Origin of the sequence: Nonomuraea antri (assembly GCF_013283785.1) — a bacterium.
Classification (GTDB): Bacteria; Actinomycetota; Actinomycetes; order Streptosporangiales; family Streptosporangiaceae; genus Nonomuraea; species Nonomuraea antri.
This window is the reverse complement of record NZ_JABCPZ010000009.1, coordinates 53,043-76,748: the sequence shown is the minus strand read 5'-3', so window position 1 is coordinate 76,748 and position 23,706 is coordinate 53,043. Positions and strand designations below refer to the sequence as shown.

The 23,706-nt window shown below is 72.8% G+C and carries 19 protein-coding genes; 10 read left to right on the top strand and 9 right to left on the bottom strand.

The window, feature by feature from the left end; genetic code table 11:
* Positions 1–6: 6 nt before the first annotated feature.
* The gene (locus HII36_RS04960) at positions 7–861 is read right to left on the bottom strand and encodes a DUF4394 domain-containing protein (RefSeq protein WP_173521836.1); all 855 of its coding nucleotides are present in this window, start codon (positions 859–861) and stop codon (positions 7–9) included.
* A gap of 108 nt (positions 862–969) precedes the next feature.
* Here HII36_RS04960 and HII36_RS04955 point away from each other — a divergent pair, with 108 nt between their 5' ends.
* Positions 970–1,785 (top strand): SGNH/GDSL hydrolase family protein, encoded by an 816-nt coding sequence (locus HII36_RS04955; protein ID WP_173521835.1) that lies wholly within the window; start codon positions 970–972, stop codon positions 1,783–1,785.
* On the opposite strand, the gene HII36_RS04950 is transcribed toward HII36_RS04955, so the two are convergent.
* The 3 genes from HII36_RS04950 to HII36_RS04940 are packed head-to-tail and all read right to left on the bottom strand — an operon-like array spanning position 1,728 to position 3,903.
* The gene (locus HII36_RS04950; protein WP_173521834.1) at positions 1,728–2,579 is read right to left on the bottom strand and encodes an ABC transporter ATP-binding protein; all 852 of its coding nucleotides are present in this window, start codon (positions 2,577–2,579) and stop codon (positions 1,728–1,730) included. The genes HII36_RS04955 and HII36_RS04950 overlap by 58 nt on opposite strands.
* On the bottom strand, positions 2,576–3,379 hold the full coding sequence (locus HII36_RS04945) for a cupin domain-containing protein (RefSeq protein ID WP_173521833.1): 804 nt from the start codon (positions 3,377–3,379) through the stop codon (positions 2,576–2,578). The genes HII36_RS04950 and HII36_RS04945 overlap by 4 nt, the downstream gene beginning before the upstream one ends.
* The gene (locus HII36_RS04940) at positions 3,376–3,903 is read right to left on the bottom strand and encodes an RNA polymerase sigma factor (RefSeq protein WP_173521832.1); all 528 of its coding nucleotides are present in this window, start codon (positions 3,901–3,903) and stop codon (positions 3,376–3,378) included. Before HII36_RS04940 ends, HII36_RS04945 begins: the two co-directional genes overlap by 4 nt.
* A 95-nt stretch (positions 3,904–3,998) precedes the next feature.
* Here HII36_RS04940 and HII36_RS04935 point away from each other — a divergent pair, with 95 nt between their 5' ends.
* A complete protein-coding gene (locus HII36_RS04935; RefSeq protein ID WP_173521831.1) occupies positions 3,999–4,925 on the top strand; it encodes a nucleoside hydrolase in 927 nt (308 codons plus the stop codon).
* Between the two features lie 4 nt (positions 4,926–4,929).
* On the opposite strand, the gene HII36_RS04930 is transcribed toward HII36_RS04935, so the two are convergent.
* Together HII36_RS04930 and HII36_RS04925 are read right to left on the bottom strand one after the other, a co-directional pair.
* On the bottom strand, positions 4,930–6,330 hold the full coding sequence (locus tag HII36_RS04930; RefSeq protein ID WP_173521830.1) for an amino acid permease: 1,401 nt from the start codon (positions 6,328–6,330) through the stop codon (positions 4,930–4,932).
* 59 nt (positions 6,331–6,389) lie between these two features.
* The gene (locus tag HII36_RS04925) at positions 6,390–7,097 is read right to left on the bottom strand and encodes a sulfotransferase family protein (RefSeq protein WP_328807593.1); all 708 of its coding nucleotides are present in this window, start codon (positions 7,095–7,097) and stop codon (positions 6,390–6,392) included.
* A gap of 143 nt (positions 7,098–7,240) precedes the next feature.
* On the opposite strand from HII36_RS04925, the gene HII36_RS04920 reads away from it, so the two are divergent.
* The 7 genes from HII36_RS04920 (at position 7,241) to HII36_RS04890 (ending at position 16,208) form a co-directional block, all read left to right on the top strand.
* The gene (locus HII36_RS04920; RefSeq protein ID WP_173521829.1) at positions 7,241–8,797 is read left to right on the top strand and encodes a class I adenylate-forming enzyme family protein; all 1,557 of its coding nucleotides are present in this window, start codon (positions 7,241–7,243) and stop codon (positions 8,795–8,797) included.
* A gap of 70 nt (positions 8,798–8,867) precedes the next feature.
* Entirely contained in the window at positions 8,868–10,436 is a 1,569-nt protein-coding gene (locus HII36_RS04915) for an NAD(P)-binding domain-containing protein (protein WP_173521828.1), read from the top strand.
* The gene (locus HII36_RS04910; RefSeq protein ID WP_173521866.1) at positions 10,436–11,494 is read left to right on the top strand and encodes an alpha-hydroxy acid oxidase; all 1,059 of its coding nucleotides are present in this window, start codon (positions 10,436–10,438) and stop codon (positions 11,492–11,494) included. The genes HII36_RS04915 and HII36_RS04910 overlap by 1 nt, the downstream gene beginning before the upstream one ends.
* On the top strand, positions 11,488–12,822 hold the full coding sequence (locus tag HII36_RS04905) for a cytochrome P450 (protein ID WP_173521827.1): 1,335 nt from the start codon (positions 11,488–11,490) through the stop codon (positions 12,820–12,822). The genes HII36_RS04910 and HII36_RS04905 overlap by 7 nt, the downstream gene beginning before the upstream one ends.
* 3 nt (positions 12,823–12,825) lie before the next feature.
* Positions 12,826–14,157, top strand: coding sequence for a cation:proton antiporter (locus HII36_RS04900; protein WP_173521826.1), 1,332 nt, complete (start codon positions 12,826–12,828; stop codon positions 14,155–14,157).
* Between the two features lie 42 nt (positions 14,158–14,199).
* Positions 14,200–14,889 carry a response regulator transcription factor gene (locus HII36_RS04895; protein WP_217369182.1) on the top strand — a complete coding sequence of 230 codons (690 nt, stop codon included), beginning with the start codon at positions 14,200–14,202 and terminating at the stop codon, positions 14,887–14,889.
* Positions 14,886–16,208, top strand: a complete 1,323-nt coding sequence (locus tag HII36_RS04890; protein WP_173521825.1) for a sensor histidine kinase — start codon at positions 14,886–14,888, stop codon at positions 16,206–16,208. The genes HII36_RS04895 and HII36_RS04890 overlap by 4 nt, the downstream gene beginning before the upstream one ends.
* Here the strand turns inward: HII36_RS04890 and HII36_RS04885 are convergent.
* The 3 genes from HII36_RS04885 to HII36_RS04875 all read right to left on the bottom strand — a co-directional run bounded on the left by HII36_RS04885 (position 16,205) and on the right by HII36_RS04875 (position 21,256).
* On the bottom strand, positions 16,205–19,633 hold the full coding sequence (locus HII36_RS04885; protein WP_328807592.1) for a S8 family serine peptidase: 3,429 nt from the start codon (positions 19,631–19,633) through the stop codon (positions 16,205–16,207). The genes HII36_RS04890 and HII36_RS04885 overlap by 4 nt on opposite strands.
* A 201-nt stretch (positions 19,634–19,834) precedes the next feature.
* The gene (locus tag HII36_RS04880; RefSeq protein WP_173521823.1) at positions 19,835–20,434 is read right to left on the bottom strand and encodes a TetR/AcrR family transcriptional regulator; all 600 of its coding nucleotides are present in this window, start codon (positions 20,432–20,434) and stop codon (positions 19,835–19,837) included.
* A gap of 3 nt (positions 20,435–20,437) precedes the next feature.
* Positions 20,438–21,256, bottom strand: a complete 819-nt coding sequence (locus HII36_RS04875; RefSeq protein ID WP_173521822.1) for an oxidoreductase — start codon at positions 21,254–21,256, stop codon at positions 20,438–20,440.
* A 238-nt stretch (positions 21,257–21,494) separates the two neighbouring features.
* Here HII36_RS04875 and HII36_RS04870 point away from each other — a divergent pair, with 238 nt between their 5' ends.
* Positions 21,495–23,624 carry an anthranilate synthase component I gene (locus HII36_RS04870; RefSeq protein ID WP_173521821.1) on the top strand — a complete coding sequence of 710 codons (2,130 nt, stop codon included), beginning with the start codon at positions 21,495–21,497 and terminating at the stop codon, positions 23,622–23,624.
* The last annotated feature ends 82 nt before the right edge of the window (positions 23,625–23,706 follow it).

The window sequence follows — 23,706 nt, the reverse complement described above, 5'->3', positions numbered from 1 at the left end:
GGGGGATCAGTCGAGCTCGACGGCGATGTCGCTCACCTGGCGGCTCGCCGGGAACGTCCCGATCTGGAGCGCCGCCCCGGTCAGGGCGTTCACCGCGTAGAACCGGTAGGCGCCGTCGACCTTGAGCGCCGCGTACGCGCTGTTGGAGACCGTCACGCCCTTGCGCAGCGCGCTGTACACGTCGAACCCGGCGTCGGCTCCCGAATCGACGCCGAGCCTGCCGGTCGGCGCGAGGTTGCCCGCGTTGGCCGGCGACTGGAGCGAGACCTGGTCGTTCGTGGTGTCCACGTCGAACAGCGTGGTGGCGGTGTTCGCGCTCAGGTCGTTGTTGGTGTAGCCGGCGGCGGTGACGCCCAGCGCGACCGCCCCGGTGGTGGCGGGAGGCACGGGCGGGTTGGTCAGCCGGCCGTCGGTGGCCGTGGTGCCCTGGGCCGGGGCGCCGTTCGGGTCGTCCAGGTTGTGCCGGAGGTTCTGCCCGGTGTCGCTGATCACCCGCAGCCGGTTGGCCGCGGGGTTGAAGTCGACGCCGAAGCTCGCGCCGTCGAGCGCGACGCTGAGCTGGGAGACCTTGGCCGCCCTGGCGTTCCTGTCGAGGGTGTAGACGCCGCCCTTGTCGCCGACGGCGTACAGCTTGCCGTCCTGGACGCGGTAGTCGATGCCGACCACCCTGGTGTCGTCCTTGAGCCCGGTGACCTTGCCGATCCTGGTCACGTTCGCCGGGTTGTCGGCGCGGAAGGCGACCAGGTCGCCGCCCGTCGTGAGGCCGGTCACCCGAGGGGCCGCGCTGTGCGCCTGGGCGGGGACGGAGATGACCGCCCCCGCGCCGAGCACCGCGACGGCGAGGACCAGATTCCTGCGCATCACTTCTCCTCAGTGTCGGTGTTGCCTTCCCCTCTACTTCGCCGGAGCGTGCCCGCTGGATTTGTTACGGTCGCGTAGGGTGATCCGGACTTGGCAAACTATCCGGTCATGGGACGAATCACCTCGTTTGTCGCCCTAGGGGACAGCTTCACCGAAGGACTCGAGGACCCGGCCCCGCACGGCTTCAGGGGATGGGCCGACCGGCTCGCCGAGCACATCGAAGCGGAGCAGCCGGGCCTGAGTTACGCCAACCTCGCCGTACGCGGCCGGCTGATCGACGAGATCGTGGCCGAGCAGGTGCCCAGAGCCGTGGAACTGGGGGCCGACCTGGTGTCGCTGTGCGCGGGGGGCAACGACATCCTGCGGCCGGGCAGCGGCCCCGCCGCCGTGGCCAGGCGGCTGGACCAGGGGGTCAGGACGCTGACCGAGGCCGGGATCCGGGTGCTGCTGTTCACCGGGTTCGACGTGCGGCACGTGCCGGTGATGCGGCTGGCGCACAGCAAGATCGAGATCTACAACCTGCACATCCACGACATCGCCCGCCGCTACGACGCGCTGCTGGTGGACCTGTGGCCGATGCCCGTCTTCCGCGACGCGCGCGCCTGGAACCCCGACCGGCTCCACCTCAGCCCGGACGGCCACCGCCGCGTCGCGCTGCGCGCCGCCGAGGTGCTGGGCGTGCCGGTGGCCGAGGACTGGCGCGAGCCGTACCCGACCAGGCAGCCGCCGGTGTGGACGGCGGCCCGCCGCGACGACCTGCGCTGGGCCAGGGAGTTCCTGGGCCCGTGGATCAACCGGCGCATCCACGGCCGGTCCTCGGGCGACGGGATCGAGCCCAAGCGGCCGGAACTCGCCCCGGTCGGCGCTCAAGCCGGGCCCGGTGGGTTCTCGCCGCCGGTGGTGTCGTCGAGGAGCATCAGGTAGCCGTCCTCCACGGTCGGCTCGGCCGGGCGGCCGCCCTCGGGGGCCGGGCCGATGCTGCGGAACAGGCCGTCGCCCGTCCGCCACGACAACACCCCCGCCTTCCCCGAGGAGAACCACACCCGGCCGTCGGCCAGCGCGCGCAGCTGCGCCGGGGTGCCCTCGAAGACGCGGCGTCCCGCCTTGAGCACGACCACCCGGCCGCACAGCGCGGCCACGTCCTCGGTCTGGTGGGTGGACAGCACCACCGCCCGCTCCTCGGCGATCTGGGAGATCAGCTCGCGGAAGCGCAGCCGCTGCTCCGGGTCGAGCCCGGCGGTGGGCTCGTCCAGCAGGATCAGGTCGGGCTCGCCGAGCAGGGCCTGGGCCAGGCCGAGGCGGCGGCGCATGCCGCCGGAGAGCGCGGAGACGCGCTTGCCGCCGACGGCGCTCAGCCCCACCTCGGCCAGGACCCGGCGCACCTCGTCGTGGCGGGCCCGGCGCCGGGTCATCTCCTTCAGTATCGCCACGTAGTCGACGAACTCGAACGCGGTCAGCCCGCGCTGGAAGCCGGGCTCCTGCGGCAGGTAGCCCAGCCGCCGCCGGATCTCCACCCGGTCGGTGGCGGGGGAGCGGCCGAGCAGCCTGAGCTGGCCGCCGTCCGGGGCCAGCACGGTGGCCAGGATGCGGATCAGCGTGGTCTTGCCCGCGCCGTTCGGCCCGAGCAGGCCGGTCACGCCCTTGCCCGCGGTGAAGGTGAGCCCGTCCAGGGCCCGGCCGCGGCCGTAGGCCTTGACCAGACCGGTCGCCTCGATCATGAGAACTCCCTGCGCCGCACGACGATGACGATGACGGACCCGGCCACCACGGCCAGGTACCCGAGCTGGCCGGCCGAGTCGAACAGCGCCAGGTTCGGCCCGCGCAGGTTCGTCATGGCGATCACCACCAGCCAGGCCGCGGCCACCGCCGCCCCGCACAGGCGCGGGTCGAACCGGCTGGACAGGGCCAGGGTCAGCGAGGTCAGGGCGAGCGCGGGCAGCAGCCAGGCGGCCGACGTCCACGCGCCGCCGGGCAGCAGCAGCCCGGCCGCCAGCGCCAGCGCCGACGATACGGCCACGACGGCGGCGGCCCGCATCAGCATCAGCCGGAACATCGAGTACGGCGCCGCCAGCCCGATCTCGTGCGCCGGGTCGCCGTCGCGGCCGTAGGCGATCGCGACCCCGGCGACCGGCACGATCGGGGCCAGGGTGAGGAACACCAGCAGCCCCCACCGGGTGGTCTCGGCCGAGGCCAGCGCGGCGAACAGCAGGGCGACCGCGCTGGCGGCGATCCACGGCAGCCGCAGCGAGGCGGCGGCGGCCAGCAGCCTGCCGACGTGCTCGGGCACGCCGGCCGCGCCGAGCAGCCGCTCGACCGGACCGGGCACGGGGGCGTCCACCACGTCGGCGATCTCCGCCCACACCCGGTCCAGCCGCTCGCCCGGCACCCGGGGGGCGAGCAGGGTCCGGCAGGGGTGGCAGGCCAGCAGGTGGGCCTCGACCGACGCGGCCAGGGTGGGGTTCAGGTCGCCGCCGGCGTAGCGGGCGGTCAGGTCCTCGTCCAGGTGCCAGGCGCTCATGCCAGTTCCTCCCTCAGCAGCGCGCGGGCGCGCATCATCCGGGTCTTGACCGTTCCCGCCGGGATGCCGAGCAGCCGTCCGGCCTCGCGCGTGGTCAGGCCGTCCAGCACGGTCGCCTGCACCACGGCGCGCAGTTCGGGGGAGAGCTGGTTCAGCGCCTGGCCGAGCTCGCCGTACTCGATGCCGAGCAGCACCTGCTCCTCGGCGGAGACCATGACCTCCTCGTACGCGGCGGGCTGCGCGGCCGGGCGGCGGCGCAGCTGGTCGAGCAGGCGGCGCACGCCGATGCCCCAGATCCAGGCGGCGACCTCGCCCTTGCCGCGCCAGGCCCGCGCGGTGCGCCAGACCGCCACGAAGGTGTCCTGCACCGCCTCGTCCACCAGGGCGGGGTCGGCGCAGCGCCGGGTCAGCCGGATGACCAGCCAGGGCGCGTGCCTGGCGTAGAGGATTTCCAGGGCGCGCCGGTCCCCGTCGGCGACGGCCGCGAGCAGGCGGGCGTCGTCCCAGGTCTCGTGCTCGCTCATGGGAGCGGGTCCATCGGTTGCATGTTCTCTCTGTCGGATGCCGTCGTCTCATCGGTTCACGAACCGGTGGCGGCATCGGCCGCGACAGACGGGACGTGAAAAGGAAAGTACTGGCATTCGTCACCGTTCTGGCCACTCTGGGCGCGGTGGCCGCCTGCTCGGGCACGCCGCTCGACGCCGCGCCGGGCACCGGGAAGATCATCATCGACGCCGACATGGGCGAGCTGAACGACGACGCGCAAGCCCTGTTCCTGCTGGCCGCCGCGCCGGGCGTGGAACTGCTCGGCGTCACCACGGTGGGCGGCAACACCTGGCCTGAGGAGGGCACCGCCTACGCGCTGCGCCAGCTCGAACTCATCGGCAGGGCCGACGTGCCGGTGGTGACCGGCGAGACGAACGTCCCCGCGCCCAGGGCCGACTACGACGGCGCGCTCGACCGGCCGCGCCCCGCCTCGCACCGGGAGCTGCCCACGCCGCCGCACGGCGGGTACGCGACGGCCGCGCCACGGCCGGGCGGCGCCGCGGACTTCCTCGCCGAGCAGGTGAAACGCCATCCGGGCGAGGTGACCGTGTTCGCGCTCGGCCCGGCCACCAACCTGGCCCGCGCGGTCAAGGCGCACCCGGAAACGGCCGGGCTGGTCAAGGAAGTGGTCTTCCTCGGCGCGGGCGAGGAGAGCGCCGAGTTCAACCGCTGGTTCGACCCGGCCGCCTCGAAGGACGTCTTCGCCGCGCCGTTCAGGAGCCGGCTGGTGGTGCCGCTGGCGGCCACCGAACGCCTCACCCTCGACGCCGACGGCTACCGCCGGGTGACTGCGGGCCCGGAGACCCCGGTCAAGCGGCTGTTCAAGCAGCTCCAGGGCCCGGCGTTCGCCAAGGACCCGGGGCATCGGATGTTCGTCTGGGACGCCGTCGCCGCGGCCGTCTTCCTGCGCCCGGACCTCGTCACCGACTCCGACGGCCGCACCGTGCTGGAGGTGGACGAGGACCGCTTCTGGGACTTCTACACCAGCGGGATCGGATGACCCGTCACTCCAGCACCGAATGCCGGCGGCTGTAGGCGAAGTAGACGATCAGCCCGAGCAGGAACCAGACCGCGAAGCGCAGCCACGTGACCGGGTCGAGGAAGGTGATCAGCCAGATCGAGAAGACCACGCCGATCCCCGGCACCACCGGCATGCCGGGGGTGCGGAAGGCCCGCGGCAGATCCGGCTGCCGGTAACGCAGCACGATCACCGCCACGCACACCACCACGAACGCCAGCAGGATCCCGATGTTGGTCAGCTCGGCCGCCTCCCTGATGGGCAGGAACCCGGCGATCAGCGCCGAGGCCGCGCCGACGATCCAGGTGACGCGCGAGGGCACCCGCCGCACCGGGTGCAGCTTGGCGAACCACTGCGGCAGCAGCCCGTCGCGGCTCATCGAGAACCACACGCGGGTGACGCCCAGCATGAACGTGAACATCACGGTCAGGATGCCGACGATCGCCCCCACCGCGATCACCGAGGCCAGTCCGGAGAGCCCGACGGCGGCGAACGCCGAGGAGAAGCCGCTCTCCGGGTCGATGTCGCGGTAGTTCTGCATGCCGGTGAGCACCAGCGTGGCCAGCACGTACAGCACCATGGAGATGGCCAGCGAGTAGATGATCGCCTTGGGCATGTGCCGCTGCGCGTCGCGCGACTCCTCGGCCGCCGTGCTCATCGCGTCGTAGCCGAAGACCGCGAAGAACACGGTGGCCGCGCCGGTGATCGCGCCGCCGATCCCGTACGGGAAGAACGGCGTGTAGTTGGCCGTGCTGATGTGGAAGAAGCCGACCACGATCACCAGCAGCACGACGGCGACCTTCACCGCCACCACGAACGTCTCGAAACGGGCCGCCGCGCGGATGCCCAGGTTCAGCAGGAACGCGATGAACAGGCACAACACCACCGCGAACAGGTCCACCACGTGCCCGTCGCCGGTGCCGGGCGCGCCGAGCATCCAGGCCGGCAGCTCCAGGCCGAGCTGCTGCACCAGGAAGCCGAAGTAGCCGGAGATGCCGATGGCCACCACCGCGACGATCGCGGTGTACTCCAGCAGCAGGTCCCAGCCGATGAACCAGCCGACGATCTCGCCCAGCACCGCGTAGCCGTAGGTGTAGGCGGAGCCGGCCTTCGGGATCATGCCGGCGAACTCGGCGTACGACAGGGCGGCGGCCGCGCTGGCGATCCCGGCGATGAGGAACGACACCAGCACCGCGGGCCCGGCCGTCTGGTTGGCGACCGCGCCGGCCAGCGCGAAGATGCCGGCGCCGATGATGCCGCCGACGCCGATGGCGGTCAGCTGCCACAGGCCGAGCGACCTGGCCAGATCACCTTCGTGCTCGGTGGCGATCTGCTCCACCGGTTTGCGCCTGAAGACGCCCCGCGACGTGACCACGACGTCCCCCATCGACCGATCGACTCCCTGTGCGTGCGCTCCTTCCCTGGCCGGCGGGGTCTAAGCCGGGGTCAGCGGCCGAGCACGATCAGGCGCAGCCGCCGGCGCGGCCGCTTCCCCCAGAACGCCGCCCGCTCGTTGACGCGCGGGAACGGCTCGTCGGGCACCGGGACGCCGAGGAAGTCGCACAGCGGCTCCCACCCCTGCGCGACGTCGAAGACCAGCAGCCGCCCGGCCGGTACGGCGGCGCGCACCTCGGCCAGGTGCCGCCGGTAGACCTCCAGCACGTGTTCCCGGTCGCCGACCCGGCCGTCGAAGACCCGGTCGATGACGGTCGCCCTGGCCATGCGCGGGTACAGCGCGAAGTCCGGCGCCCGGCGGGCGATCAGCCGGCGCATGATCCGCCGCCGCAGCGGCACGGGACGGCCCTCGGCCAGCGCGCTGCGGAAGATGGTCGCGCTGACGCTGTCGTACCAGCGCTCCGGGTCGCGCACGGTCAGCACGACCTTCGCCGCCGGGTAGTGCTCGGCCAGCTCCCGCCAGTAGGCGGCGGCCGGCCAGTCCACCGCGGACCTGAACCCGTCGAACAGCGTGTCCCAGTCGCGGGTGCGGCCCTCGCCGACGTCGAGCCACTGCCTGACCCGGAACGGCTGGTCGATGACCACGGACATGTGGTAGCAGGGGCCGAAGCCGAGCCGGTCCAGCGCCGCCTGCAGCGACCTGGTGCCCGTCCGGCCGAACCCCGCGCCGATCACCTGCATCTCGTGCTCCCCTCGCACGACCCGACGTTCCGATCCGACGTTCCGATCCGCTTCCGATCTGCTTCCGATCTGGGCTGCCTACGCTCGCATCGGGATGAAAAATGACGGCGTATGCCGACATGTCTACCGCCAGCGACCGCGAATGCCCAGAGGAGCCCACCATGGGTCGTCACCCCGAGCCGCTCTTCCCGCAAGCCGTTCTCGACGCGCTGGGCCAGGCTCCCGGCAGCCCGGCCTTCGAGCACGGCCCGCGCACCGTCACCCGGGGGGAACTGCTCGACCTGATCGGGCGGCTGTCCCTGGCGCTGCGCGCGGCCGGGCTCGGCCCCGGGCAAGGGATGGCGATCCGCACCCGGGTCACGCCGGAGGCGTTCGCCGCGCACCTGGCGGCGCACGTCGTGGGCTGCCGCGTCGTCGGGATCCGGCCCGGCTACCCGCCCGCGCAGCTCGCCCACGTGCTCGGCACCGGGGTCGCGGCGATCGTCGTCGACCCGGAGACGGCGACGCCCGAACTGCGCCGCGCCGCCGGCCCGATCCCGCTGCTGTCCCTCGGCCCCTGCGCCGGCCCGGCCGACCTGGTCGCCGAGCCGGTCGACCTGCTGGCCGAGCCGGGCGGTGCGGGCGTCCCCGTCGTGACCGCCCGGCCTGACGACGTGGCCGCGCTGCACTTCACCAGCGGCAGCACCGGCCGCCCCAAGGGCTGCGCGATCACCTACGCCGCGCTCGGCGCGCACTGGGCCTGGCAGCCGCGCCGCTGGGGCCCGGCCGCCACCGCGTTCGCCGCCGCCTTCCAGCGCTACCTGCTGTTCGGCACGCTGGCCAGCATGGTGGTGCTGGAGTTCCTGGCGCCGTGCCTGCTCGGCGGCGGCACCGCGGTCATCCCGGACGACGAGGGCACCGACGACCGGCCGATGTTCCCGTACGCGATCGAGCGCCACCGCATCACCGGCTCCATCATCACCGTCCCCCGCCTGTACCGGATGTTGCACCTGCTGCGCGAGGACCCCGGCGTCGACCTGGGCAGCCTGCGCGCGCTTATGGTGTCGGGCTCGCCGATCAGCCCCAGCAGGCTGGCCGCGGCCACCGAGCTGCTCGGCCCCGTCGTCTACCAGGGCTACGGCCAGACCGAGGCGGGCTCGATCACCATGCTCACCCCCGCCGACCTGCGACGCGACCCCGAACGCGCCCTGGCCAGCGTGGGCCGCCCGCACCCCGGCGTCGAGCTCAGCGTCCGCGACGACGAAGGAGAACCGCTGCCCACCGGGGCCGCCGGCGAGATCCACGTGCGCAGCCCGTACCTGATGGCGGGCTACTGGGGCGCCGACGAGGAGAGCCCGCTGCGCGACGGCTGGCTGCGCACCCGCGACCTGGGCCACCTGGACGAACAGGGCTTCCTGCACCTGTCGGGCCGCTCCCGCGACGTGATCATGGTCAACGCCATGGTCGTCTACGCCGGGCCGATCGAGCGGGCGCTGGTCCGCCACCCGGACGTCGAGGAGGCCTACGTGGCCGGGGCCCCGGACGAGCGGCGCGGCGAGGCCGTGCACGCGTTCGTGGTCCCGGCGGCCGGGCGCGTCCCCGACCGGGCGGCCCTGGCGGAGCTGGTCCGGGACGAACTCGGCGACGACAGCGTGCCCAGCACGTTCACCGTCGTGCCCGCAGTTCCGGTCGCCGAAGGCGGCAAGCCGGACAAGCGCGCGTTGCTGGATCTGCTCTGAGAGTTCTCTGAGAATCGCCTGCCGACAATGAGGTTGTTCCTTCAACCACCTCGTTGCGACGGAGGCATCCGTGCCGGACAACACCCTGGACTACCTGGTGATAGGCGCCGGCCCGGCGGGGCTGCAACTCGGCTACTTCCTGCACCGCGCCGGGCGCGACTACCGGATCCTGGAGGCGGGCCCCACCCCGGGCACGTTCTTCCGCACCTTCCCGCGGCACCGCACGCTGATCTCCATCAACAAGAAGCACACCGGCTGGGACGACCCCGAGCTCAACCTGCGAATGGACTGGAACTCGCTGCTCTCGGACGACCCCGCCCTGCTCTTCACCCGCTACAGCGACCGGTACTTCCCGGGCGCCGACGACCTGGTCACCTATCTGGCCGACTTCGCCGCGTCCTGCGGGCTGCGCGTCACCTACGACACCCGCGTCGTCCGGGCCGGCCGCGACCCCGGCACGGGCCTGTTCCAGGTGACCGACTCCCACGGGGACACCCACCGCGCCGGACGGCTGATCGTGGCCACCGGCGTCACCCGGCCCAACCTGCCGGCCATCCCCGGCATCGAGACGGCCGACACCTACGCGGCCGCCTCCACCGACCCGGCCGGCTACACCGGGCAGCGGGTGCTGATCATCGGCAAGGGCAACTCGGCCTTCGAGACGGCCGACAACCTGCTGGAGACCGCCGCGGTCATCCACGTGGCCGGGCCGCGCGCGCTGAAGCTGGCCTGGCGCACCCACTTCGTGGGGCATCTGCGCGCGGTCAACAACGGCCTGCTCGACACCTACCAGCTCAAGTCGCAGAACGCGCTGCTCGACGGCGACGTCAAGCGCATCGACCGGCAGGCCGACGGCACCTACCTGGTGACGGTCAGCTTCGTCCGCGCCGACGAGGTCACCAAGGACATCCCGTACGACCGGGTCATCGTCTGCACCGGCTTCAGGTTCGACGCCTCGATCTTCGCCCCGGAGTGCCGTCCGGACCTGGTGATCCAGGACCGGTTCCCGGCGCTCACCCCGGGCTACGAGTCGGTCAACGTCCCCGGGCTGTACTTCGCCGGCACCATCACCCAGTCCCGCGACTTCAAGCGCGGCACCAGCGGCTTCATCCACGGCTTCCGCTACGGCGTGCGCGCGCTGCACCGCCTGCTGGAGCTGCGGGACCACGGCGTCGCCTGGCCGGGCACCCCGCTCCCCGCCGACCCGGCCGCGCTGGCCGAGGCGGTGCTCGGCCGGGTCAACCGCACCTCGGCGCTGTGGCAGCAGTTCGGCCTGCTCGCCGACGTGATCGTGCCCGACGGCCGGGGCGGCGCCCGCTACCTGGAGGAACTGCCGGTCGACCTGCAGGGCCCGCCCATCGGCGACGCCGGACACTACACGATCACCCTGGAGTACGGCCCCGACCACGACCAGGTGGACCCGTTCGACCTCACGGTCGGCCGTATCAGGCAGAGCGACGCCGCCCGCGCCGCCGAAGGCCACTACCTGCACCCGGTGGTCAGGCACCACCGCCCCGGGCAGCCGCCCGAGGCTCACCACATCACCGAGAACCTGGAGAACGAGTGGAACTCGCGCGAGATCCACTTCGAGCCGCTGCGCGACTTCTTCGCCCGCAGCACCGCACGGGCAGGCGTGTGATGGACCTGACCGCGCTCGACTGGCACACCCTGGCCGAGCTCGAGGCCGCCGCCCGCGAACGCCTCGACCCGGTGCACTACGACTACTTCGCCGGCGGCGCGGGCGACGAGCTGACGCTGCGCGCCAACGAGCGCGCCTTCGACCGGATCGCCCTGGTGCCGCGCGTCCTGCGCGGCGCCGCCGTGGCACGCACCGAGGTCACGCTGCTCGGCGCCCGCGCGTCGATGCCCGTGCTGGTGGCGCCCACCGCCTTCCACCGGCTGGCGGACCCCGAGGGCGAGCGGGCCACCGCGCGGGCTGCCGCCGCGGCCGGCACGATCATGATCGTCAGCATGGCGGCCACGGTCGCCGTCGAGGACGTGGCCGCCGCCGCCCCGGGCGCCGAACTGTGGTTCCAGCTCTACCTGCAACCCGACCTGGCCTTCACCGAGCGGATCGTCCGGCGGGCCGAGGCGGCCGGCTGCACGGCGCTGGTCGTCACCGTCGACTCGCCGGTGCTGGGCGCGCACGCGCGCGACAGGCGCAACGGCTTCCGCGACCTGCCACCCGGCCTGTGCTGCGAGAACCTGCGCGACGGCGACAGGATCCGGCCCTTCGTGTTCAGCCCCGAGCTGTCGTGGGCGCACCTGGACCGGCTCAGGGAGATGACCGCGCTGCCGGTCGCCGTCAAAGGCGTCACGCACCCCGCCGACGCGCGCCTGGCGCTCGACCACGGCGCCGCCGCGATCATCGTCTCCAACCACGGCGGACGGCAGCTCGACACCGTCGCCGCGGCCGTCGACCTGCTGCCGGACGTCGTGGCGGCGGTCGGCGGCGCCGTCCCGGTCCTCATGGACGGCGGGATCAGGCGCGGCACCGACGTGCTCAAGGCGCTCGCGCTCGGCGCGGACGCGGTCGCGGTCGGCCGCCCGGTGCTGTGGGGGCTGGCCGCGGCCGGCGAGCGCGGCGTCACCGACGTGCTCACCCGGCTGCGCGAGCAGTTCGAGGACGCGCTGCTGCTGTGCGGCTGCGCCGCCATCGGCGAGCTCGGCCCCGGTCTGGTGCGCCGGCCATGCTGACGCTGACGCTCGCGGCCCTGGGCGCCGCCGTCCTGCTGAGCCTGCCGTGGTGGTTGCCGGCCAGGATCGTGGCCCTGCGGGTCCGCGTCTTCAACGGCGTCAACGGGGACGAGGGCATCTCCGTCCCCGGCGACCTGGTCGGCGTCGAGCGCTTCCGCGAGCTGTACGGCCACCCCGCCGCCACCGGCCGCAGCAAGGGCGCCGCCCTGTCCGACCTGTTCTGGTACTGGCTGGCCCCAGGACCCGAGATGCACCAGGAACACCTGGAGCCGGGGCCGCGCTACGACGCGGTCGCCCACGTCACCCGCGCCCTGCTGGCGCTGCCCAAAGCCGAGGCCGAGGACCTGGCCCGCCGCTGCGCGGCCGCGAACCTGCGGGACGTGCGCGGCGCGGTCCGGCTGCGCGACCTGATGATGCCGGTCTGGGCGCAGTTCTCCTACGAGCTGGTCTTCGCCGAACCGTGCCCGCCCGAGGCGCGCGACCTGATCGTCGCCAACGCCGACGACGTCGTCACCTCGCTCAAGTGCTGCGGCCTGCGCCACCTGGACCGGCGCGAGCGGCTCACCCGCTACCTGCTCACCAGGCTGGCCGACGTGCGCCACCCGCTGCCCGCCGGGCTGAGCCCGCGCGAGCAGGCGTACTACCTGCAGGGCGCGTTCTTCAACACCGCGGTCGTGCAGCTGTCGGAGGCCATGGCGCACCTGCTGCTGGTGCTCGCCCAGCATCCCGGCGCGCAGGAGCGGGCCAGGGCCGGCGACGTGCGCCACCTCGACCTGGTGATGGCCGAGACGCTGCGGCTCTACCCGCTGTTCGGCGTCGCCCACCGCATCACGAACGGCGACATCGCGCTCGACGAGCACACGGTCATCCCGGCCGGCTCCGTGCTCTGCTTCGACTACCCGGCCTTCCACCGCGCCGGGTTCGCCGACCCCGGCCGCTTCGACCCGGAACGCTTCGCCGGGGCCGGGATCAAGGAGCTCAACCACATCCCGTACGGCATGCCCGCCAACCGGCCCTGCCCGGCCTGGCGGCTCGCGCCGATCGCCATGCGCGCCGCCACGCGGGAGATCCTGTCCGCCTACACGCTGCGCTCGTCCGCCACCCACACCCGCTCGCTGCCCAACCGCGGCCCGTGCCTGCTCACCCCGCTCGGCCTGCGGCCGCCCGGCCGGGCCGCGCTGGCGCTCATGCGGCTGCGCGACCGCTGGGAGGACGTGTGGCGCAGCCTCGTGCAGCTCGTCCTCGGCACATACATGGTGTGGGACGCGCGCAGGCAGCGGCCGTGCGAACGCCACTTCGCCGGCGACCTCCACCAGACACGGAGTTGACGCATGCGCTCATCGGTCATGGTCGCGCCACTCGACCCGAATCTCGAGCTGATACTGAAGGTGTTCCCCGCCCTGGTCGTCATCCTGGTGACCGCCGCGATCTGCGGCCGGCTGGCGCAACTGGTGATGCAGCCGCGCGTGCTCGGCGAGATGGTCGCCGGCGTGCTGCTCGGCCCCACCCTGTTCGGCTGGCTGTTCCCGCAGGCCCAGGCCGCGCTGTTCCCGCCGGACGTGCGCCCGGTCCTGTACGTGCTGAGCACGATCGGGCTGACCCTGTACATGTTCCTGGTCGGCGCCGGCATCGACCACAGCGCCCAGGAGCCCGGCGAGATACGCAGGGCGAGCGTGCTGGCCGCCTCGGGGATCGTGCCGTCGCTGCTGCTCGGCGCCGGCTGCGGGCTGCTGCTGTGGGGCCTGCTGTCGCGGCCGGACGTCGGCCCGCTGGAGTTCGCGCTGTTCGTCGGCGGCGCGCTGTCGCTGACCGCCTTCCCCATGCTGGCCAGGATCCTGTACGAGCGCGGCCTGGAGAACACCCGCGTGGGCCGGCTCACGCTGGTCGCGGCCTCCATCGACGACGCGCTCGCCTGGTGCCTGCTGGCCGTGCTCACCGCGATGCACCTGGGCACCGGCACGGCGGGCGCGCTGCGCACGATCGTGCTGGCCGCGGTGTTCGCGCTGGTGATGCTGACCGTGGTCAGGCCGCTGCTGCGCCCGCTGGGCCGGAGCGTGGCCCGCACCGGACGGCTCGGCCCCGGCGGCGTGTACGTCGTCATCCTGGTGCCGCTCACCGCCGGCTGGCTCACCGACTGGATCGGCGTCTACGCGGTCTTCGGCGGATTCGTGGCCGGGCTGGCCATGCCCCGCGACGCGGCCTTCAGGAAACTGCTGCACGGCCGCATGATGGACGTCGTCTCGACGCTGCTGCTGCCCGTCTTCTTCACCTTCTCCGGCCTGAACACCCAGCTCGGCGGCATCGCCGGCGGCGCCATGCCGCTGGCGTTCCTGCTGATCCTGCTGGCCGGGTTCTGCGGCAAGTACTTCGGCTGCGCGCTGTCGATGCGCCGGCTCGGATTCGGGCCGCGGGAGTCGTACGCGGTGGGCGCGCTGATGAACGCGCGCGGCCTGATGATCCTCATCTTCATCAACATCGGCCTGGCCCAGGGCATGATCACCCAGGAGCTGTTCGCCATGCTGGTGCTGGTGGCGGTGATCACCACGGCCGGCGCCCTGCCGCTGTACAAGCTGGCCCTGCCCGACCGCTACGAACGCGACCAGATCGGGGAACCGGGTCCCGACGGCCGGCCGGCACCGGCATACGAACGTTCAGATGGCTGAGTGGTTCTGGAAATCCGGCAGCCGGAGTGCCACGGTGGTCTCGTGGCTGGGACATCGGGTACGGCCGACCCACTCTCCCGTCGGCTGCTGCTCATCGAGGACGACCGCGAACTGGGGCACCTGCTGGTCGATCTGTTCACCGAACAGGGTTACACCGTCGATCTGGCGCTGGACGGACACAGCGGCCTGCACCTGGGGCTGAGCCGCGGATACGATGCGATGATCGTCGATCGCGGGCTGCCCGCGGTCGACGGCATCGAGGTGCTGCGGCGGCTGCGCGACCGGGCCGTCACCGTGCCCGCGCTGGTGCTGACCGCCTTCGACTCGGTCGCCGACCGGGTCGCCGGGCTCGACGCGGGCGCGGAAGACTACCTGGTCAAGCCGTTCGCGATCGACGAGCTGCTGGCCAGGGTGCGGGCGCTGCACCGCAGGAACCTCGACCAGGCCAGGCTGCTGCCGCTGGGCGCCGGCTGGCTCGACCCCGAGACGCACACCGTGCGTCTGCCCAGCGGCGAGCACGTCACGTTGTCGGGTCAGGAGTGCCGGTTGCTGCGCGCGCTGGCCGCCCGGCCCCGGCAGGTCCACACCCGTACCTCGCTGCGGCAGCGGGTCTTCGCCGGCGCGCGGAAGGAGTCGATCGTCGACACCTACGTCTACTATCTGCGCAACAAGCTCGGCTCCCGCGTCGTGTGCACCGTGCGGGGTGTGGGGTACCGCCTGGGCGAGCTGTGACCGGCCGGCCCCGGCCGCCCGCGCCGGAGCGGCGGCTGCTGGTGCGCGCCCGCCGCCGGCTCACGGTGCAGGTCGCGGCCGCGATCTCGGTGGTGCTCGCGCTGGTCGGCGTGATGATCTACTGCATGGGCGTGCACGGCCAGGACGCGGCGGCCCGGCGCGACCTGGCCACCGCCGCGGACCGCGCGCAGGTCGCCCAGCCGCCGCCCTGCATGTGGCTGTTCGAGCTGTGGGGCGGCTCGGTGGACGCCTCACCCGCCGCGCCGGCCGGGCTGCCGGTCCGGGCGGAGCTGGACCGGGTCGCCGCCGACGGCCGGACCAGGGTCTCCGAGGCCGAGCTCGGCGGGCGCCGGTACCTCGTGCGCACCCAGCGGCGCGGCCCGGTGACCGTCCAGGCCGTGCTCGACCTGCGGCACCAGCGGGCCGAGCAGGACCGGCTGCTGCGCACGCTCGCCCTGGCCGAGATCGCCGGGCTGGTGGCCGCGCTGCTGGCCGGCCAGGTCCTGGCCAGGAGCGCCATCGCGCCGCTCGGCGAGGCGCTGGCCCGCCAGCGCAGGTTCACCGCCGACGTCAGCCACGAGCTGCGCACCCCGCTGACCCGGCTGCACACCCGCGCCCAGCTCGTGGCGCGCAAGCTGCGCCGCGGCGCCGACCCGGTGCTGGTGCTCGACGAGGTCGACCTGCTGGTGGCGGGCACCGGGCAGCTGGGCGAGGTGGTGGCCGACCTGCTGCTGTCGGCCCAGCTCACGCAGATGCGCGCGCTGTTCGGCCCGGTGGACCTGGCCGCGCTGGCCGAGGAGGTGGCGACGGCCGAGACCGCCCGCGCCGAGGATCGCGGCGTCAGCCTGGACGTGCGCAGCGAAGGGCCGGGCGAGCACGTCGTGCGCGGCGTGCGGACCGCGTTGCGGCGGGTGATCTCGGCGCTGGTCGACAACGCGCTGCGGCACACCGCCGCGGGCGGTCACGTGCTGGTGACGCTTCGGGCCGGGCCCGGCGTGGTCCTGCTCAGTGTCCGCGACGACGGGACCGGCCTGGACCCGCGCGACGCGGAACGCCTGTTCACCAGGTTCGCCCGCGGCGACCGAGGCTACGGGCCCGGTCACGGGTCCAATCCGGGGTCTGGCGTGGGGCTCGGCCTGGCGCTGGCCCGCGAGGTGGTGGACGCGCACGGCGGCACGATCGCGGCCGACGGCGGGCCGGGGGCGGGCGCGGTGTTCACCGTGCGCCTGCCCGCCGACCAGCCGCCCGCGCCGCCGCGTGACCCGCCGCAGCGCGGCCCGCTCATGAGAGGCGCCTCAGGAGCGGGCCGCACCCGCTAGGGCAGTGCCTTGTCCGGCCGCTCCGAGATGCGCACCGCGTTGACGATCGTCGTGCCCTGCCGGGTGGCGAAGCGCACGTTGAGCTGGCCGTCGGTGACCTTCACCGTGTACTGCCTGGCCACCGCCGTGTACGTGCCCGCCTCCAGCGCCAGGTCCAGCGCCGGGATGGCCAGTTGCCCCTCGACCAGCACGTCGAACACGCGCGCGCCGGGCCGGGTGGACCTGAGGTCGGCGAAGTCCAGCTCGACCGTGTACGTCCCGGCAGGGACGCCGTCGAACCGGTACTCCAGCATGCCCTCGCGCGCCGTGCGGTACAGCGCCTGGTCCTGCGTGCCGGCGATGGTCCTGCTGGTGTCGGCGGTGCGGCTGCGGTTGGCCACGTAGCCGTGCCCGCCCTGGACGTAGCGCCGGTCCGGCGACCAGGAGTCACCGGCGGCGTCGGTCACGCCGCGCGTGGCGCCGACGTCCACGGCCACCTGGTGCTTGGGCACCACCACGGTCACCGCGATCTCGATCACCGGCTGCCGCCCGCTGGCCGACTTGACGATCAGCTTGCCCGAGCGCAGCCCGCCGGCCGCGATCCCGGCGCTGGACACGCTCACCCGCAGCGTGGCCTTCTGCCCCTTGGCCAGGTCGCCGGCCGCCGGGGTGACGCCCAGCCAGCCCTGCGCCGGGTCCGTGGTCACCGTGTACGGCGTGGGCGAGCCCAGGTTGGTCAGCTCCAGCGTGCGCGTCCTGGTGGACTCGGCCGGCATCACCACGGTCAGCTCGGCCGCCGACGCGCTCACCCGGCCGGTGACCAGCGCGGTGTCGATCCTGGTCAGCGTGCCGGGCGTGATCGTGGCCTCCTGGGTGAAGGTGCCGTAGTGCTCCTTGGCCACCGTCACCTGGTAGTCGCCGGCCAGCACCTGGCCGAAGAACGCGCCGTCCTGTCCGGTGGTGAGCGCGGGCAGGTCGCCGATCTTCACGCTCGCGCCGGCCAGCGGCTTGCCGTCGTTGGCGTCGGTGACGACGCCGCCGACCAGCCCGTGCCTGCTGGGGGTGATCGCCAGGCTCTGCCCGGTCGACAGCGCCGGTTCGTCGTAGGAGTACATCAGCGCGTCGGTGCCGGCCGCGTTCTCGACGCCGATCGTGGCGCTGCTGCCCTGGTCGCGCTCGCTCTCGATGTCCTTGTAGCGGAAGGAGATCGAGCCGTCCTCGCCGAGCACCGCCGAGAACGACAGCCGCTGGTCTTTGGCGGAGTAGAAGGTGACGTTGCGCCACTCGACCACGTAGCGGCGGTTCGGCGCCTGGCCGAGCACGGCGGTGTAGATGCCCGACTCGGTGTCCACGACCAGGTCGTCCCAGTACGGGTAGATCGCGTGGTTCGGGGTCCCGGTGGCGGGCAGCTTGGTGTTGGAGCCGGTGACGATCTCGTCGGTGGCGAAGCTGAGGAACCCGTTGGTGCTGATCCAGGCCCTGGACTGGCCGCTGCCGTAGAACGGCATCGGGAACGGCAGCGTGACCTGGAGCGCCTCGTCGTCACCCGTCAGGGCCAGTTTCTCGGCGCCGGCCACGTACGGCTCGGCGGCGCTGCGGCAGGTGTAGCCGAAGGCGTCGCCGCGCAGCGGCAGCTCGATGTCCTTGGTCACGTCGCCGGTCACGCTCACCGTGGCGGTGCCCGGGCTCGCGCACCGCGACGACGGCGTGACGTTCAGCGTGTAGTCGCCGTGCGGCAGGGTCAGCCGGTAGCGGCCGGCCGCGTCGGTGACCGTGCTGACCGGAGTGCCGGCCGCCTCGATCGTGGCGCCTGGCTCCGGCGTGCCCGCCGTGCCGACCGTGCCGGTGACCTCGCCGGTGGGATGCCTGGTGAGCGCCACGTCGGTGGTGGTGCTCTGGCCGCCGGTGAGCTGCGCGACCGCGGTGGCCGGCTGGTGGCCGAACCTGGTCACGGTCAGGTGGTACTCGCCGGGCAGCAGGCGCGGCACGCTGTACGTGCCGTCCTGGCCGGTGGTGACCGTGCGGCTGAGCGGCCCGGTCATGCTGACCGTCGCGCCGGCCACCGGCGTGCCCGCCGAGGTGACCGTGCCGCGCAGGTCGCCGAGCGGCTCGGCGGGCGCGGCCTGGACGGCGGCGAAGGCGTCCAGCCGTCCCTCGCCCCACACGTTGTTGTCGGCCGCGGTGCCGCCGCAACTGGTGTCGGCGACGTCGATCGCGGTGGTGTCGAGCAGCGGGCGGGTGGCCGCCACGTTCCCCTGCAGCCGGGGCGCGGCCGACCAGATCAGCGCCACCGTGGCCGCCACGTGTGGCGAGGCCATCGAGGTGCCGGTGGAGACGCCGTAGCCGTCGTCGGGGGTCGAGGAGCGCACGTTCACGGCGGGGGCGGCGATGTTCGGCTTGATCTCGCCGTCCTCGCCCGCGCCCTTGCTCGACGCGCTGTACAGCGCGTTGTTCGCGCCGAAGCCGCCGGCGCTGTAGCTGATCACGTACTGGCCGGGCGAGCCGCTGGTGAGGCAGGCCGGGCCCTCGTTGCCGTTGGCGAACGCCGGGAAGATCCCGGCAGCGATCCACGCCTCGACGGTCTGCTTGTACCAGGGGTCGAACCCGTCGCCGCCCCAGGAGTTGTTCACGATGTCGGGGGCGAGGTCGGGGCGCGGGTTGCGGCCGTTCAGGTCCGTCGGCGCGAGCACCCACTGGCCCGCGGCCAGCAGCGAGGCGTCGCTGCAGGTGCTGACCTCGCAGCCCTTGGCCGCGATCCACTTCGCGCCGGGCGCGACGCCGATGCCGTCGGCGCCGGTCATGGTGCCCATGACGTGCGTGCCGTGCCCGTTGTTGTCGCACGGGGCGGCCTCGGGGCAGATCCGCGCCGGGTCGAACCAGTTGTAGTCGTGGCTGTAGGTGCCGTCGCCGTTGTTGCCCCGGTAGCTCGCGGCCAGCGCGGGGTGGTCGTACTGGGCGCCGGAGTCGATGTGGGCGATGACGATGCCCTCGCCGCGGTCGCCGCGCTCGCCCCACACGCGCGGGGCGTTGATCCGGTCGATGTTCCACTCGACCGCCTGCACCCGGGCCTCGGCCGTGCCTGGCACCGGCTTGGGCAGCGCCACGGTGGACACCGGGTCGATGCGCTCCACCTCGGGCAGCTTGGCGAGCTCGGCGGCGAGCTTGGCCCCGGCGGTCACGCGGACCGCGTTGACGATCCAGAACGGGGTGTACTCGGCGTGCTGGGCGTCGAGCAGCTTGCGCAGGCCCTGCTGCGAGGTCTCGGCCCGCTCGGTCTTGGCCTGGTAGACCTGCTTGGCCTTGGCCTGCTTGGTGCCGGCCCGGCGGGCGGCGCTCAGGTCGGCCACGCCTTTCATGCGCACCCAGAACGTGGCCTTGTCGTCGCGGTCGAGCTGGGCCTGCACCGCTTTGTCGATCTTCGCTGGGTCGGGGGCCGCCTGGGCCACGCCCGCGGGGAATAGTAGTCCGGCAAGGATGATCCCGATAAGGATCGCACGCCGGCGGAGGGTGTACGGCACGCGCTCTCCTTCACGACAGGGAGGGGAGAGGTGATCTTTACGCCTCTGTCGAGAAGAGTGAAGAGTGACTGTGGACGACGCAAGGGGCGCATGCCAACAAGCCGTGATAAATCCTGAAATGTAATCTGGTCAGCCGTCTGCGCGCACCGGCCGGTACCCCACCTGCTCCATGATCGCCACCAGGTACGCCTTGATCTCGGCCGCGGTGCTCGTGTCGGGCTGCAGGCCCAGATGGCCCATGATCACGCCGTTGAGCAGCTCCTGCACGACCGCCACGTCCAGGCCGGGCGGCAGCTCGCCGCGCTCCTGCGCCTGGCCCAGCGCCTCGCGCACGGCCGCCGCCCGACGTCCGCTGTTGACGCTGCGGTAGGTGCTCACCAGCTCCGGGTAGTCGTCGACGGCGCCGAAGAGCCTGCGCAGCAGCCGGCGGTAGCGCGGCCGGCTCAGGTAGTCGGCCCACTCGGCCAGCATGTGGTCGAGGTCGCGCCAGCCGGCGAAGGCCGGGTCGTGGTCGTGGTTGGCCACCTCCAGCGCCTGCACCAGCAGCGCCGTCTTGTCGGCGAACCTGCGGTAGACCGTCGCCCTGGTGACGCCGGCCCGCTGCGCGACCTGCTCGATGCTCAGCTGCGCGGCGCCGTACTCGATGAGCAGGTCGAGCGCGGCGGCCAGGATGGCCGCGTCGGCCTCCTGGCTGCGCGGGCGGCCAGGGGATCGGGTGGTGCTCTTCATGTTCTAGGCGCTCCCGCGGGTCATGAGCTTGTCCCAGGCGCGGTCCGGCAGGATCCGGTTGAGCCTCAGCAATGTCTTGGCCATGTACCCGACAGCGTAGCGAGGCTTCGGATCGGCCGATTCGACGATCCCGGCGATCGCCCGCGCGACGACGGCCGGGTCGGAGGCCCTGACCTTGCCGCCGAACGACTGCTCGGTCTTGGCGGCGAACCGCTCGGCCAGCTCGGCGTACGGGCCGTGCCCGGACGTCTCGCGCAGCTCGCGCGGGGTGTCCTGCTCGAACTCGGTCCTGATGATGCCCGGCCGGACCAGCACCACGCGCACCCCGAACGGCCGCATCTCCTGCCTGAGCGAGTCGGAGTAGGCCTCCAGCGCGTGCTTGGAGGCGTAGTACCAGGCGCCGAGCGGCAGCGCGATCTCCCCGGCGATCGACGAGACGTTGACGATCGTGCCGGAGCGGCGCTCGCGCATGTGCGGCAGCACGAGCCGGGTCAGGTGCGCCAGGCCGAACAAGTTGACCTCGAACACGCGCCTGGCCCGCTCCATCGGCACCTCCTCGGTGGCGCCGTGCGCGGCGGTGCCGGCGTTGTTGACCAGCACGTCGATGCGGCCCTCGGCGTCGAGCACGGTGGCGACCGCGCGGGCCGCGGCGGCCTCGTCGGTCACGTCCAGGGCGATCGGGTGGCCGCCCGCCGCGCGCAGCGGCTCCATGCGCTCCACCCTGCGGGCCGCGCCGTAGACGACGTGACCCGCCTTGACCAGGTCGAGCGCGGTGGCCAGGCCGATGCCGGCCGAGGCCCCGGTGATGAGGCAGATCTTCATATGAATACAGTACAGCTCTGTATTGAAAAGTGGGGACAGGACGAGTGGGCGTGGCGCGCGTTGCGCGGATCTTGGTAGGCCGGTTACCCTGTTCGCATGCGAAATCGCGTTACGCTTCAGTGGTGGCGCCGCTCCTAGGCGGCGCGAGTTTCGCATTCCATTCACGGACGGCCGCCCCGGAAGGCGGCCTTCTGCTTGTCCGCCCCCGGGGATCATCTTTGGCAAAGGGGCATCAGCAGTGGAGACGAGCGGATATACCACGGCCGGCGGCATCGGCGTGGAGCGCGAGGCACGTGACGTGCCTGAGGAGGCGCTCGAAGAGATCGTGACCGCCCTGGGCGAGCGGCGCGGGGGCGCCTTCTCCTCGGGCATGGACTACCCGGGCCGCTACAGCCGATGGGCGTTCGGCTACGTCGACCCCTGCCTCGAACTGGTCGCCAAGGGCCGCACCATCTCGGCCACCGCGCTCAACGAGCGCGGCCGCGTCGTGCTGCCCGCCGTGGCCTCGTGCCTGCTGGCCGCGGGCAAGCCGGTCGAGGAGCCGACGGCCGACCGTATCAAGGTGCACGTCGCCGAGTCCGAGGACCTGCTGCCCGAGGAGATGCGCAGTCGCAGGCCCACCGTCTTCACCGCGATCCGCGAGGTCATCGCCGCCTTCAAGGGCGACGACCCGCACCTCGGCCTGTACGGCGCCTTCGGCTACGACCTGGCCTTCCAGTTCGAGCCCATCAGGCACGAGCTCGTCCGCCCCGACGACCAGCGTGACCTCGTACTCCACCTGCCCGACCGGCTCGTCGTGATCGACAGGCAGCGCGAGACCAGTATCGAGTACCGCTACGAGTTCACCGTCGACGGCGCCACCACCCGCGGCCTGGAGCGCTCCGGCGCCTCGGCCCCGCTGGTCGTGCCCGAGGAGGTGCCGGCGAACCCGGCGAAGGGCGACTACGCCAAGGTCGTCGCCGCGGCCAAGGAGAAGTTCAAGCGCGGCGACCTGTTCGAGGTCGTGCCCGGCCAGGTCTTCCACGCCACCTGCGCCGACCCGTCGGCCTTCTACCGCGCGCTGCGGCACGGCAACCCGGCGCCGTACGAGTTCATCATCAGCCTCGGCGAGGGCGAGCACCTGGTCGGCGCCTCGCCCGAGATGTACGTCCGGGTCAACGGCGACCGCGTCGAGACCTGCCCGATCTCCGGCACCATCGCCCGCGGCAGCAACCCGGTCGAGGACGCCGAGGCCATCCGCACCCTCCTGTCCAGCGTGAAGGAGGAGTCGGAGCTGACCATGTGCACCGACGTCGACCGCAACGACAAGTCGCGCATCTGCGTGCCAGGCACGGTCAAGGTCATCGGCCGCCGTCAGATCGAGCTCTACTCCCGCCTGATCCACACCGTCGACCACATCGAGGGCCGCCTGCGTCCCGAGTTCGACGCGCTCGACGCCTTCCTCACCCACATGTGGGCGGTCACCGTGACCGGCGCGCCCAAGACGTGGGCCATGCAGTTCATCGAGGACCACGAGGCCACCACCCGCCGCTGGTACGGCGGCGCGATCGGCTTCATCGGCTTCGACGGCTCCATGAACACCGGCCTGACCCTGCGTACCGCGCAGATCAAGAACGGCCTGGCCACCGTGCGCGCCGGTGCGACGCTGCTGTTCGACTCCGACCCCGAGGCCGAGGAGCGCGAGACCGAGCTCAAGGCCAGCGCCCTGCTCGGCGCCCTGGCCGCGGTCAACCAGCCGCACGCCGAGGTGGCCGAGCCGGTCAGGGAGCAGCCGGGCGCGGGCATGAAGGTGCTGCTCGTCGACCACGAGGACTCCTTCGTCAACACCCTGGCCGACTACTTCCGCCAGGAGGGCGCCGACGTCGTGACGCTGCGCCACGGCTTCCCGCCCGCCATGATCGACGAGATCGGGCCCGACCTGGTGGTGCTCTCGCCCGGTCCCGGCTGGCCGTCCGACTTCGGCATGTCGGCGCTGATCGAGCAGATCTACGCCCGCGACCTGCCGGTCTTCGGCGTCTGCCTGGGCCTGCAGGCCATGGTCGAGTACGACGGCGGCTCGCTGGAGCTGCTCGGCTACCCCGAGCACGGCAAGCGCGGCCAGGTGAGCAGGCTGGGCGAGAGCGCCCTGCTCGACGGGCTGCCCGAGGTGTTCACCGCGGCTCGCTACCACTCGCTGCACGCCAAGCGGCCGGGCGTGGTCGGCTTCACGCCGACGGCGCTCACGCCCGACGGCAACGTCATGGCCATCGAGGACGTGGCGCGCCGCCGCTACGCGGTGCAGTTCCACCCCGAGTCGATCCTCACGCAGGAGGGCGGGGCCGGCGCCAAGATCATCGCCAACGTCCTGCGCCTCACCCGCCGGTCCTGACGGTCGCCTGCGGAAGGTCCCGGCGGGCACACACTCCCGCCGGGGCCGCTCCTGCGGGGTGCCCGATCCGCCCGGACCGGGA

Excerpts from the sequence above, each read along its gene's own strand:
- HII36_RS04960 (WP_173521836.1), bottom strand. The coding sequence starts at position 861 with ATGCGCAGGAATCTGGTCCTCGCCGTCGCGGTGCTCGGCGCGGGGGCG.
- HII36_RS04955 (WP_173521835.1), top strand. The coding sequence starts at position 970 with ATGGGACGAATCACCTCGTTTGTCGCCCTAGGGGACAGCTTCACCGAA.
- HII36_RS04950 (WP_173521834.1), bottom strand. The coding sequence starts at position 2,579 with ATGATCGAGGCGACCGGTCTGGTCAAGGCCTACGGCCGCGGCCGGGCC.
- HII36_RS04945 (WP_173521833.1), bottom strand. The coding sequence starts at position 3,379 with ATGAGCGCCTGGCACCTGGACGAGGACCTGACCGCCCGCTACGCCGGC.
- HII36_RS04940 (WP_173521832.1), bottom strand. The coding sequence starts at position 3,903 with ATGAGCGAGCACGAGACCTGGGACGACGCCCGCCTGCTCGCGGCCGTC.
- HII36_RS04930 (WP_173521830.1), bottom strand. The coding sequence starts at position 6,330 with ATGGGGGACGTCGTGGTCACGTCGCGGGGCGTCTTCAGGCGCAAACCG.
- HII36_RS04920 (WP_173521829.1), top strand. The coding sequence starts at position 7,241 with ATGGGTCGTCACCCCGAGCCGCTCTTCCCGCAAGCCGTTCTCGACGCG.
- HII36_RS04910 (WP_173521866.1), top strand. The coding sequence starts at position 10,436 with ATGGACCTGACCGCGCTCGACTGGCACACCCTGGCCGAGCTCGAGGCC.
- HII36_RS04905 (WP_173521827.1), top strand. The coding sequence starts at position 11,488 with ATGCTGACGCTGACGCTCGCGGCCCTGGGCGCCGCCGTCCTGCTGAGC.
- HII36_RS04900 (WP_173521826.1), top strand. The coding sequence starts at position 12,826 with ATGCGCTCATCGGTCATGGTCGCGCCACTCGACCCGAATCTCGAGCTG.
- HII36_RS04880 (WP_173521823.1), bottom strand. The coding sequence starts at position 20,434 with ATGAAGAGCACCACCCGATCCCCTGGCCGCCCGCGCAGCCAGGAGGCC.
- HII36_RS04875 (WP_173521822.1), bottom strand. The coding sequence starts at position 21,256 with ATGAAGATCTGCCTCATCACCGGGGCCTCGGCCGGCATCGGCCTGGCC.